The sequence below is a fragment of the Vibrio sp. EA2 genome (assembly GCF_033042495.1).
Lineage (GTDB): Bacteria > Pseudomonadota > Gammaproteobacteria > Enterobacterales > Vibrionaceae > Vibrio.
This window is the reverse complement of the sequence record NZ_JAWLID010000007.1, coordinates 145,601-157,732: the sequence shown is the minus strand read 5'-3', so window position 1 is coordinate 157,732 and position 12,132 is coordinate 145,601. Positions and strand designations below refer to the sequence as shown.

Here is a 12,132-nt window from a genome sequence, read left to right as displayed (position 1 = left end):
TAATATGCTAATGTAAATGCATATCATGGTTTTATTGGCTATTTATTAATCAGGCGTAACGGAATAAGTTAAGCTCTGATTGCTCAATGACTTTGCTGTTTTCCTTCGTCATGATGCTTGCTAATAGCTGGCCTGAGCCACACGCCATTGTCCAACCTAAGGTTCCATGCCCGGTATTGGTGAACAGGTTTTCGTAAGGTGTTGCTCCGATGATTGGTGTGCCATCTGGCGTCATCGGTCTGAAACCTGTCCAGAACTCCGCCTGGCTAAAGTCTCCACTACGAGGGAATAGATCACGAATGACCATTTCAATGGTGTTTTTCCTCTTTTGCGGGATAGAGCCATCAAAGCCAGCAAGTTCCGCTGTACCAGCAACACGAATTCTGTCGTCAAAGCGCGTCATAGCCACTTTGTACGTTTCATCCATTACTGTAGAGCGAGGGGCGAATTGCTCGTTTTCGATTGGTACCGTCAGTGAATAGCCTTTCACTGGGTAAACCGGAATATTCACATCAAGCTGTTTAAGTAACGCTGTTGAATAGCTTCCCGAAGCCAGAACAAATTGGCCTGCTTTGAACAATCCACGGTTCGTTTGGACACCTGTGATCTTTTTGCCTGCAGTAACCCAATTAGTTACTTCAGTATTGAATTCAAACCTGACACCGTGTGCTTTTGCTAGTTCTGTTAGCTGCTGACAGAACTGGAAGCAGTCGCCGGTCTCATCATCTGGAAGACATAAACCACCAACGATTTTCTCTTTGACTAAAGCAAGCCCCGGCTCTTGTTTGATGCATTGTTCAACGTCCATCAATTCAAAACGTGTCCCGCTTTGCTCAAGCAGTTTGAGATCTTTTTCAATCGCAGTTAGCTGCTGCTCGGTACGAAATACTTGCAGCGTACCGAACTGACGCCCTTGGTATTCAATGGCGTGATCTTTACGTAGCTGTTCAAGACAAGCGCGGCTGTGATTCGCGATAGAAAGCATACGAGCTTTGTTAACTTGGTAGCGTGGCAAAGTGCAGTTTGCGACCATTTTTGAAGCCCAGCTGATCATGTCTGAGTTTAGTGTCGGCTTAATCTTGAGAGGCGCATGCTCTTCCATCAGCCATTTGATCGCTTTAAGTGGAATACCCGGAGCGGCCCAAGGAGATGAGTAGCCATAAGAAATTTGGCCTGCGTTAGCAAAGCTAGTTTCCATAGCGCTGCTTGGCTGACGATCAATGACCGTTACCTGATAGCCTGCCTGAGATAAATACCAGGCCGATGTTAAACCGATAACGCCACTGCCTAATACGATGACTTCCATGCTGTACTCCACACAATAAACAATAATTATTTGTGGCTAGTTTCTTTTGCTTACCTTTTATTAACAATCGATATAAATTACATCTAGAGTTTAGAAAAACTATAGGCTTGAAAATGAGAGGTAATCTAATTAGTGGATTGTGGCTATTTAGTCAAGTTGCTGAACATAACAGTTTTACTGGAGCTGCGAAGTCTTTGCACCTGACGACTGGGGCAATCAGTCAACAAATTATTCACTTAGAAGAAGCATTAGGGTTTAATCTTTTTGAACGCCACTCTCGCGGGATTCGATTAACTGCTAAAGGCAATCAGCTACAGCAGGCAGCCCTGTTTCACTTTTCTGAGTTGGGAAAACTGCTCGATGAGTTGAAGGTCGATAAACAAAACAATGAGATAAAACTAAAGCTGACACCGTCGTTTGCCTTCAAGTGGCTGGTGCCAAAGTTGGAAAGTTTTCATCTTGAATATCCTGATATACAAGTGCAAATCTTTGCCGAAGTCGCGTTGGTTAACAGTGATTTGAAAGATTACGATGTGGCAATTGATTACGGGTTGCACCCTTACCGACATCAAGAGGCAGAGCTGCTGATTGATGAGCAGTTATTGCCAGTCATGAGTCCAAAATACCTTGAGGATCATCGGTGGTTAAAAGCGTCGTTAACTAATGATGATCCTTTATCGACAATGGAGCAGTGGAAAGAAGCCACCTTATTGCATGATGCATTGCCTTGGGATAAAGCCACCCGTGATTATGAGTGGCTCTTTTGGGCCTCATCAATGGGCCTGGATTTTAAAACTGATGTCGGACACTTTTTTAACCGTACGGACATGGCAATGTCTGCGGCTGAAGCCGGAGTGGGAATCGCAATGGCAAGGATGGCGCTAATCGAAGATGAACTGGACACTCAACGCTTGGTATCACCTTTTGACCCAATACCGGCTAACGCGGGTTACTATTTGATCACCAATACCAAAAATGACTCGACAGAAAAGTTTCGTCATTGGCTACTACAGCAAGTGGCAACTGGATAAGTGATTTTCTGCCGTCCATTACCATAACAGTGGCAGGGTTAATAATATGCATTGTGACCAATAGCGACGTTTACTGTGAGAAAAGTAGGCATGATGTGTTCGGCTTTTTTAGAAATAACGAGCAAGGACGAACATGAAAGACGAAACGCTATCGATCCATTTTGGTTATGAAACGGACCCTACCACGAAGTCTGTGGCGACCCCAATTTACCAGACTGTTGCTTATGAATTTGATAACGCTCAGCATGGCGCAGACTTATTTAATCTAGAAGTACCTGGCAACATCTATACGCGCATTATGAACCCAACCAATGATGTTCTGGAAAAGCGTATGGCCGCTTTGGAAGGTGGCATTGCTGGCCTGGTTGTCAGCGCGGGCAGTGCAGCTATCAACTATGCGATTCTGACATTGGCACAGGCTGGCGATAACATCGTATCTACACCGCAACTTTATGGTGGTACTTACACCTTGTTCGCCCACATGTTGCCTAATCAGGGTATTCAAGTGAAGTTTGCCAAGGATGATAAACCGGAAAGCTTGGCGGAACTTATCGATGAAAATACCAAAGCCGTGTACTGCGAGAGCATTGGTAACCCTGCTGGTAACATCATCGATTTAGAGCGCGTTGCGGATCTGGCTCACGCACAAGGTGTTCCTGTGATCGTGGACAACACGGTTGCGACCCCCGTTCTGTGCAAACCAATCGAGTTTGGAGCCGATATTGTGGTGCACTCTCTGACCAAATATGTCGGTGGGCATGGTACAACCTTGGGTGGTGTTATTGTTGATTCAGGTAAGTTTCCTTGGGCGTTGCACAGCAAGCGATTCCCGGTTTTGAATCAGCCTGAGCCGTCTTACCATGGTGTGGTGTATACCGAAGCATTTGGTGATGCGGCATTTATTGGCCGCGCAAGAACCGTTCCGCTGCGCAATACAGGCTCTGCTCTGTCACCAATGAATGCGTTCATGCTAATGCAGGGATTAGAAACTCTATCTCTGCGGATGGAACGCCATACCGAGAACGCACTTAAAGTGGCGGAATACCTCAATCAGCACGACAAAGTTAGTTGGGTAAGTTATGCCGGTTTACCTGAATCAGATCACCATGAACTGGCGCAGAAATATATGAAAGGCAAGCCTTCAGCGATTTTGTCGTTCGGGCTCAAAGACGGTTACGAAGCGGGCGTTCGTTTTTATGATGCACTAAAAATCTTTAAGCGCTTGGTCAATATCGGTGATGCCAAATCACTGGCTTGCCATCCGGCATCTACGACTCACCGCCAATTAAGCGAAGCAGAACAAAAGCAAGCCGGCGTGTCGCCAGAGATGATTCGCCTGTCAGTGGGTATTGAGCATATTGATGATATCTTGGCCGATTTAGAGCAGGCACTAAACGCCTAAAAGCGTACCTGAACAGAGCTTTTAGTCACCCATAGGCCAGCCTTTAATAAAGCTGGCCTTTTTTGTTTTTATTACTTTATTTTCAGTTCATTAGTGGCTTTTGGTTTCCTGTATTCCAAAAGCTCATACCGGTCGAATTTTATTCCCTTGTGAGAATGGCGTTTGTTCAAGATGATGTGACGAGACGGCATTCACTTGAAGGAACTCACATGTCTTATGTTTTTCATCGTCATTGTCACAATACGTTGCCAGTAATCGACCGCGGAGAAGGGGTGTACTTGTTTGATAAACAAGGTAAACAATATTTAGATGCGTGTGGCGGCGCTGCGGTATCGAACCTTGGTCACAGCCATCAAGCGGTTAAACAAGCGATGCTAGCGCAGATAGAGCGAGTTCCTTTTGCTCATACGGGCTTTTTTACCAGCGAAAGCGGAGAGCAGCTTGCTGAGTTAATTTGCCAGCACATGCCAGAACAATTCAACCATGTTTACCTTGTTAGTGGTGGTTCTGAAGCGGTGGAATCGGCGCTAAAAATGGCGCGCCAGTACTTTGTTGAATCCGGCAAGCCAGAGAAAAAATATTTCATTGCCCGCCAACAGAGTTACCACGGCAACACCCTCGGGGCATTGTCGGTAGGAGGGAATGAGTGGCGACGTGAACCGTTCAGGCCAATTCTTCACTCTGGCCAACATATTGCGCCTTGTTACGCTTATCGCTATCAGAGAGAGGATGAGTCAGAGTTGGAATATTCACTGCGCGCTGCGAATGAGTTAGAAGCCAAAATTCTTCAACTGGGCGCGGAAAATGTGATGGCGTTTATCGCTGAGCCAATAGTGGGAGCGACTGCCGGGGCGGTACCTGCAACCGACGGTTACTTCAAACGTATTCGAGAAATCTGCGACAAATATGATGTACTTCTGATCATGGATGAGGTTATGTGTGGTGTTGGTCGCAGCGGTAGCTTCTTCGCTTTTGAACAAGAGCAAGCTGAACCAGATTTAGTCTGTGTGGCAAAAGGGTTAGGTGCGGGCTATCAACCAATTGGTGCCGTTGTGGCTAACGACAGAGTGTACCGAGCTATTGAGTCGGGGAGTGGCTTTTTCCAGCACGGTCATACCTTTATGGCTCACCCCGTGGCTTGTGCAGCTGCGGTTGCTACGGTCAAAACAATCTTCGAGGAAGATCTACTCACAGCCGTGAATCGACAAGGTGCGTTATTGCGAAATGAGCTTAGTTTAGCGCTTTCTGAGTTGCCTTTTATCGGTGACATCCGGGGAAAAGGGCTATTCTTAGGCATTGAGCTGGTGGCGGATAAAGAAAGCAAAGCACCTTTAAACAAAGCCACGATGGCAGATAAGCGTATTAAACAGCGAGCGATGGAAAATGGTTTAATGTGCTACCCAATGGGCGGCACAATCGACGGCGTAAACGGACACCATATTTTGCTCGCGCCGCCTTTCATTTTTCAGCCAAGTCACGTCGATGAATTGGTCGAAAAACTGGCTCGTACACTGCGTGAGGTATCAACAACATGGCAATAGATTCTGTATCCCTTCGAGAGCCCGTTGCGATCATTGTTGCACCAAATGGCGCGAGAAAGACCAAGCAAGATCATGCCAGTCTGCCCATGACCACTGAGGAATTGGTAGTGGAAGCGCTAGCCTGTCAGTCGGCAGGGGCTGCGATGATCCATTTGCATGCGCGTGATGGTCACGGCAAGCACTCTTTATCTGTCGAGGATAACTTACCCATTTATCGCACAGTAAAAGACGCGGTTGGCGAAAAGATGATTGTTCAGTTAACCACAGAAGCCGTCGGTCAGTATTCCCCAAAGCAGCAGATAGCATTAATTAAAGCGGTGAGGCCAGAAGCGGCTTCATTTGCGTTAAGAGAATTGATTCCAAACAATGAAAGTGAAAAAGAAGGGCACGATTTTTTTCACTGGGTTGCCGGGCAGAATATTCTAAGCCAAATGATTCTCTACGATGAGGCAGATATCGATCGATATTTTCAACTACGTAAATCGGGTGTTCTACCTGCTCACAACCAGCATGCACTTGTTGTTCTTGGTCGATACAATAAGGAGCAGCAGTCTTCACCATGGGATCTACGAAGCTTGAATCTAGAGCGATTTAGTCATGAAAGTATTCGTTGTGCTGTGTGTGCGTTTGGGGCAAAAGAACTGGACTGTTTGACGTCTGCGATGTTGCTTGGTCTCGATGTTCGGGTTGGCTTTGAGAATAACCATCTGGACGCGAATGGAAGATTAGCCAAGAGCAATGCCGCACAAGTACAGATACTCAGCGATATGAGCCGACTTTTTAATCTTCCCCTAGATGATGCTCGTAGCTTCAGATCTTCTATTTGCAGTTAAGCAAAGAGGCTTTGTCACCATTAAAAAAGGCTCCAGTTGGAGCCTTTGTTGTGTTCGTCTTTACTGTTCGGTTTGTGCTTCTGGCTGTCGAGCTTTGTGCTGAACAAATACCGCAGCAATTGCCGCAATAGCAAGCGCAAAACAGTAGTAAGAATTTGCAACCACTTCCAGCGGTGACAAATTAAATACTGAGCCGAGTAACAGCACCTGCGCACCGTATGGCAGAACGCCTTGTACAACACACGAGAAAATATCCAGCAAGCTTGCAGAACGACGAGGAGACACATTGTTCTCTTCTGCTAGTTGACGTGCAACGCTACCCGATACAATGATCGCAACCGTGTTATTCGCAGTACAGCCGTTGACCATTGAAACTAGGCCTGCGATACCCAACTCACTTGCACGACTGTTTGCATGCTTAGAGTGGCTTGAACCGAAAGTTTTGATCATACCGCTTACCAGGTTAGTCAAGAAAGCGAGGCCTCCTTGACGACGCATCAGTTCACTCAGACCACCTATGAGCATCGACAACAGGAAGATCTCCTGCATATTGCCGAAGCCAGTGTAAACATCTTGCGCCATATTCGTCAGGCCATAACCTTCGATAGAAGCAAGACCAACGCCGCCTGCAAGCAGAATACCGATAGTCAGAACCACAAACACATTCAGACCAGAGACCGCTAACACCAGAATAGTGACGTATGGCAGGACTTTCAGCCACTCAATCGGGCCAGCTTCCGGCACTTGTGTCGCTGTGCTGTTGTAAGCAAAAATCGCAATTGCAACCAGTGCTGCTGGCAGGGCAATGCGGATGTTCTCTCTGAACTTGTCTTTCATTTCACAGCCTTGAGAGCGCGTTGCTGCGATGGTGGTATCAGAGATGATCGACAGGTTGTCACCAAACATAGCACCACTGAGCACGACACCTGCGGTGAGTGGTAAGCTCATTCCCGCTGATTCCGCAATACCTAACGCGACCGGTGCCACAGCAGCAATCGTCCCCATTGAGGTACCCATTGACGTCGCGATGAAAGCTGAAATGAGGAACAGACCTGGTAAGATCATGCTGGTTGGAATCGCTGACAAGCCTAGATTCACCGTTGCATCTACACCACCAGAGGCTTTGGCTACGGCTGCAAATGCACCTGCAAGCAGGTAGATCATGCACATAGCAATGATGTCTTGGTGACCTACGCCACGCATAAAGTGTTCGATCGAGCGATTGAGCGTATCTTTACTCAGTAGAAAAGCAATGATGATCGCAGGCAAAACTGCAATTGGCGCGGGCAGCTGATAGAAGGCAAACTCTACCCCTTGTAGCGACAAGTAGGTCCCTACACCAATGAATAGTGCAAGAAAGACAATAAGTGGAATGAGTGCGACCGCAGAAGGTGCAACTGCTTGAGTAGTGTGCTGAGAACCGGACATGTAAAACGACAAATCTAATAACAATGAAGGCGAGAAGACTAATCTCACCGCTAAGAGAAGTCAACGTCTAGACGTCTAAATGGCTGGTCAGTAGTGTGCTACGAGCAAGTAAAAACACCGGTTAATGTTTTATCTTATTGATACTATTCGCTTTAATTTTGAGCTTAATTATTCAACAGATTTTGCTTTTTTTCGTTTGATAACCCAAAGTATCATCCATACAAATAAAGCGGCGGTAATTACCCAGACAAAGTACTTGTATTGGGTATATAAATGACTCAGAGAGCTGATGTTCTCAAACGCAAAGTGAGCCAGCAAGCTGAACACCATCACCCAAATAGTTGCCGCGAGCGCATTGCCTAACAGGAATTCTTTACGGGGCATTTTGGCTATGCCACAAGCCAACGGCATAAACTGTTTCATACCTTCAATAAAGCGGCTAACGACCAGGCAAGCGGGCCCGTACTTTAATATTGCTCCCTGAAGCTTCTGCATTTTTGGCCCAGAGATGTAGCCTTTTTCGTCTAACCAGCCTTCAAAGTAGTAGCCAATTAAGTAACCGCAAGTATTGCCGAAAAAGCAGCTTAACCAGGATACCGACATTACAAGCGTGAGGTTCATGACTTTTTCGGAAGAAAGAATCGAAGCCGCGACCATTAAAGATTGGCCAGGCATAGGAATGCCGATACCTTCGAGGAAAATGCTGACAAAAAGCGCTAAGTAACCATACTGCTCAAGCAGCGGCTTCATGGTGATAAGGAGTTCGTTGATCTGTTCCACAAGCTTTACCGTACTTTCCCGGAATAAAGGCAAAAGGCAGCGTTGCCCCAGCGACTGGTTGTCATGTTAAGTTGGTTTATTATTCGAGAGTAAATGATGACTCTCGAATAATGGTTTATAAAGTTTGCAGAAAACGTCCGCCAGCCTCTGTAAATACAGTAGGCTGGCGAGAGTTTGTTATTGCTCTTTCGCCAGGGTAAAACCACCATAAAGGTCGAGACGACGATGACGCAAGTTAGTCACGGAGCCTTCTGTATTAAGTTGCTTGAGCTTGGTTAAGTCGACATCCGCGAAAATGATCATTTCGGTATTCGCGCTTGCTTCTGTCAACGTTGCATCGTGTGGGAAGTAAATGTCAGAAGGTGAAAATACGGCTGACTGGGCGTATTGAATATCCACGTTGTCGACGCGAGGCAAATTACCTACACTGCCGCCAATCGCCACATAACACTCGTTTTCGATCGCGCGGGACTGAGAACAAATTCGTACGCGCTGATAACCGTTTTTGGTATCCGTCCAAAATGGCACAAACACGATTTGTGCGCCCTGTTCGGCCAGCATTCGACCCAGTTCTGGGAACTCACTGTCGTAGCAAATCAGAATGCCAACTTTACCGGCATCTGTTTCAAATACCTGAACGTTATCGCCACCGTCAATGACCCAGTCTCGTTGCTCGTGGGGTGTGATGTGAATTTTGTACTGGGCGTTTATCTCACCGTCGCGTTGGAGCAAGTAGGAGACATTGTAGAGTTTACCGTCCTCTTCAATCACCGGCATGCTTCCCGCAATGATATTGATGTTGTAGGTGACCGCCATTTGCGAGAAGCGATTTTTAATTTCTTCTGTGAAGCTGGCGAGAAAACGGATTGCCTCGACGGAGTTTTGATCTTTTTGTAGTCCCATTAGCGGGGCGTTAAAGAACTCCGGGAAGAGCGCAAAGTCAGCTTTGTAATTAGCTAAAGAAGAGATGAAGAATTCCGCTTGATCCAGCAAATCTTCCAAATCGTTCATTGCGCGCATTTGCCATTGCACAACACCAATACGAATCAGCGTTTTTTCGACATCGTGGACAGACTGAATATCCTCTTCGTAGAAAAAATTGTCCCATTCAAGTAGCGTCGCGTAGCCCATAGACGCATCGTCCTCTGGCAGATAACCACGCATAATACGCTTTACATCAAAATCGTTGGCCAGTTGGAATGACAGGATCGGATCGTGAAGTTCACGTCGCTTAACTTTATCGATGTACTCGGCAACGCTGAGTTCATCCGCGTATTTATGGTAATTAGGAATACGCCCACCGGCTAATATCGCTTTAAAGTTTTTACTGCGACACAACTCTTTACGCGCATCATACAGACGACGTCCTAAGCGTAAGCCGCGATAATCTGGATGGACAAACACATCTAGCCCGTACATGGCATCGCCAGTGACTTTGTTTTGAATTACGTTATTTTCAGTGATGATGTCGCTGTAGAGGTGGGGGAGTGAGATTCGATTGTAATCGACTTTCATAGTCAGCGCCGCACCAACAATCTTACCGTTATCTTCAATACAAATTTGGCCATCCGGAAACTGGTGGATGAGATCCATGATGGTCAGGCGCGGCCAGGAACCTCCTACATCCGGAAATACCAAGTCCATTAATTCTGCGAGCTCCGGGTAGTCCGTAGGCTCAATAGTACGTAAAGAGAGTTTCGGCGTGTTGCTGTCCATATACTACTATCCATTTATCCTTTTTAAACAGTATGGATGAGAATGCCATATTTTTAAGCATACATACACCCAGCTAGGGTTAAGGTTATGCAATCAAAATAGGATTCTTTAAACGTGATGGGGCAACTTACTCTTTAGCCAATCGTAAAACAGTGACACTTTTCTGGCGTTTAAACGGTAACTCGGAATGATCACGTAGTAGCCGTATCCACTTTGCAGAGTCATATTATTTATATGCTGAATATCTCCTCGCTGGATAGAAAACTGCGCCATAAAATCAGGCAACAGTGCCAGACCTTTTTCCATCCTTACAGCTTCACAAGCCAGATAGAAATGCTCAAACCCGACCGAGTGATAAGTGATCGGGTTTTCTAGTGCGTGTTCAATCTTGAACTGTTCCCAAAGCTGAGGACGAGTGGTTTGGGGAATGAACGGATAATGACTAATTGCCTGTTTGTCTTTAAGCGGTGGGTATTGGGTACTGCCAACCAGCAGCAAGGTTTCTTCACACAACAAATGGCTGTACTCGTAATGCGTAGAGAGTGGTAGGCATCTCACGCTGAGATCGTTGTCATTGTTGAGATCTTTGATGGCACCATCACCGGTACGAATTTTGACTCTGATATTTGGGTGCAGCTGGTGGAAGTCATCAATGTTGGGCACTAACCATAAGCTGGCAAAAGAAGGTGTGACATCAACCGTCAGTAGCTCTTGTTCAGAGTTGAATTGAATGAGGCTTGCCGTGGCGTGTTGGATAATCTCAAGCGCTTCCGTTATCTGTGGTAAGTAGCGTTTGCCTTCAGCGGTCAGTTCCACGCCATGAAGACCCCGCTTAATTAACGGTAAACCTAAAAGTTGCTCTAATGAGGCGATTTGTTTGCTCACGGCACCTTGAGTTAAACAAAGTTCATCCGCGGCTTTGGAAAAGCTCAGATGGTTAGCGACAGCCACAAAGGTTCTTAATGCACGGATGGAAGGGTACTCACTGCCTTTTAACATTCATTCTGTTCCATTGAATGGTGATTATTTTCAGAGTAGAAGATTTGCCGGTTGAAGCAAAGTGAAGGAATCAGACAATGACAAAGCGGGTTAGCTGATGAGGTGTTTGGATTTAGAGGCGCTAAAAAGCAAAGGTCTGGTTTGTCACCAGACCTTGCCCCTACGCTTCGAAGCATGCGAATTGTCCACTCTCTGTGCCCCTTACATCACAAAGCGCGGACCTCTAACATCCCCCCGAAGTAAAAGTACGGTTTGTACCGCTGGGTTACCTTAAGCTAGTCATCCTTAAAGGTTGAATTCTTGCTTGAGGATTTCCATGTTTTCTTTAGTCACACCTTCTGGCTCATAACCAGCGGATGTACACATCAGGTACAGCTTGGCACCCTTATTAGCCACATCAACATAATCAAATGCTTGTAGAACATCTGCACCAGAAGCTGTTGCACCGTGTTTTTCCCAGATCGCGACATCATGCTCTTGCAGCGCCGCAGTTGTTCCATCCGCCATCTCTTCTGAAGAAGGCAGGCAGTATGGGATCATACCGATACCACGTGGCACGAATGCGCGTACTTCTGGTAGCATTTTCCAACAAGTATGTGTGAACAGTTCGCTGCTCTTAGAGATATCTGGGTGATGAGATAAAGCGATCAGCTCTAGTGGGTGAGTGTGAACCACTGATCTGTGATCAGAGCCAGACTTGATTTTATCGACCAAGATTTTGATATGGCTAATGAACTCAGAAGTCGGTGCGAAATCATCACTCGCCTTACCACCCCAAAGAATTTGGTAGCCGTTGGCTGCTGAGTTGATTTTAAGTACACAACCAGCGTAGGCAGGATCACGTAATTCACGAATACGTTGACCGGTACCTTTTACGTAGTAAATGCGGTTCGCACTTTCGATTGGTAGTTGTAGTGGCAGTGCTTTTTCTTGCACGTTGACTTGAGGAATCTCGTCGAATAAGTCAGTCACGTCCACGGAGATGTTGCCGCCATTACGTTCAGCCCATTCACGTTGCCACAAGTATTGAGAAACTTCGCTGACTTTCTCGATTTCGCGCATCACTGCATCGTTTAATTGAATCATAGTATTAGCC

General features: G+C 46.3%; 10 protein-coding genes. 4 read left to right on the top strand and 6 right to left on the bottom strand.

Annotated features, from left to right (window positions below):
• Positions 1-49: 49 nt before the first annotated feature.
• Entirely contained in the window at positions 50-1,306 is a 1,257-nt protein-coding gene (locus RXX31_RS15685) for a D-amino acid dehydrogenase (RefSeq protein ID WP_317590498.1), read from the bottom strand.
• 113 nt (positions 1,307-1,419) lie between these two features.
• Between RXX31_RS15685 and RXX31_RS15680 the strand changes: the two genes are divergently transcribed.
• The 4 genes from RXX31_RS15680 (at position 1,420) to RXX31_RS15665 (ending at position 6,113) form a co-directional block, all read left to right on the top strand.
• Positions 1,420-2,337 (top strand): LysR substrate-binding domain-containing protein, encoded by a 918-nt coding sequence (locus RXX31_RS15680; RefSeq protein WP_317590497.1) that lies wholly within the window; start codon positions 1,420-1,422, stop codon positions 2,335-2,337.
• A 133-nt stretch (positions 2,338-2,470) separates the two neighbouring features.
• Positions 2,471-3,739, top strand: a complete 1,269-nt coding sequence (locus RXX31_RS15675; RefSeq protein WP_317590495.1) for an O-acetylhomoserine aminocarboxypropyltransferase/cysteine synthase — start codon at positions 2,471-2,473, stop codon at positions 3,737-3,739.
• A gap of 209 nt (positions 3,740-3,948) precedes the next feature.
• A complete protein-coding gene (locus RXX31_RS15670; RefSeq protein ID WP_317590494.1) occupies positions 3,949-5,280 on the top strand; it encodes an aspartate aminotransferase family protein in 1,332 nt (443 codons plus the stop codon).
• A complete protein-coding gene (locus RXX31_RS15665) occupies positions 5,271-6,113 on the top strand; it encodes a 3-keto-5-aminohexanoate cleavage protein (RefSeq protein ID WP_317590493.1) in 843 nt (280 codons plus the stop codon). Before RXX31_RS15670 ends, RXX31_RS15665 begins: the two co-directional genes overlap by 10 nt.
• 60 nt (positions 6,114-6,173) lie before the next feature.
• On the opposite strand, the gene RXX31_RS15660 is transcribed toward RXX31_RS15665, so the two are convergent.
• The 5 genes from RXX31_RS15660 to rhaD form a co-directional block, all read right to left on the bottom strand.
• A complete protein-coding gene (locus RXX31_RS15660) occupies positions 6,174-7,541 on the bottom strand; it encodes a Na+/H+ antiporter NhaC family protein (RefSeq protein ID WP_317590491.1) in 1,368 nt (455 codons plus the stop codon).
• A 168-nt stretch (positions 7,542-7,709) separates the two neighbouring features.
• A complete protein-coding gene (locus RXX31_RS15655; protein ID WP_317590579.1) occupies positions 7,710-8,297 on the bottom strand; it encodes a DedA family protein in 588 nt (195 codons plus the stop codon).
• A gap of 201 nt (positions 8,298-8,498) precedes the next feature.
• Complete coding sequence (locus RXX31_RS15650; protein ID WP_317590490.1) at positions 8,499-10,037, bottom strand: bifunctional GNAT family N-acetyltransferase/carbon-nitrogen hydrolase family protein; 1,539 nt, start codon at positions 10,035-10,037, stop codon at positions 8,499-8,501.
• Positions 10,038-10,145: 108 nt separating this feature from the next.
• Positions 10,146-11,036 (bottom strand): LysR family transcriptional regulator, encoded by an 891-nt coding sequence (locus RXX31_RS15645; protein ID WP_317590489.1) that lies wholly within the window; start codon positions 11,034-11,036, stop codon positions 10,146-10,148.
• Between the two features lie 285 nt (positions 11,037-11,321).
• Positions 11,322-12,122 carry a rhamnulose-1-phosphate aldolase gene (gene rhaD / locus RXX31_RS15640; protein ID WP_317590488.1) on the bottom strand — a complete coding sequence of 267 codons (801 nt, stop codon included), beginning with the start codon at positions 12,120-12,122 and terminating at the stop codon, positions 11,322-11,324.
• Positions 12,123-12,132 lie beyond the last annotated feature (10 nt).

Coding starts and splice junctions, on each gene's coding strand:
- RXX31_RS15685 (WP_317590498.1), bottom strand. CDS start 1,306: ATGGAAGTCATCGTATTAGGCAGTGGCGTTATCGGTTTAACATCGGCC.
- RXX31_RS15650 (WP_317590490.1), bottom strand. CDS start 10,037: ATGGACAGCAACACGCCGAAACTCTCTTTACGTACTATTGAGCCTACG.
- RXX31_RS15670 (WP_317590494.1), top strand. CDS start 3,949: ATGTCTTATGTTTTTCATCGTCATTGTCACAATACGTTGCCAGTAATC.
- RXX31_RS15680 (WP_317590497.1), top strand. CDS start 1,420: ATGAGAGGTAATCTAATTAGTGGATTGTGGCTATTTAGTCAAGTTGCT.
- RXX31_RS15675 (WP_317590495.1), top strand. CDS start 2,471: ATGAAAGACGAAACGCTATCGATCCATTTTGGTTATGAAACGGACCCT.
- RXX31_RS15665 (WP_317590493.1), top strand. CDS start 5,271: ATGGCAATAGATTCTGTATCCCTTCGAGAGCCCGTTGCGATCATTGTT.
- RXX31_RS15660 (WP_317590491.1), bottom strand. CDS start 7,541: ATGTCCGGTTCTCAGCACACTACTCAAGCAGTTGCACCTTCTGCGGTC.
- RXX31_RS15645 (WP_317590489.1), bottom strand. CDS start 11,036: ATGTTAAAAGGCAGTGAGTACCCTTCCATCCGTGCATTAAGAACCTTT.
- rhaD (WP_317590488.1), bottom strand. CDS start 12,122: ATGATTCAATTAAACGATGCAGTGATGCGCGAAATCGAGAAAGTCAGC.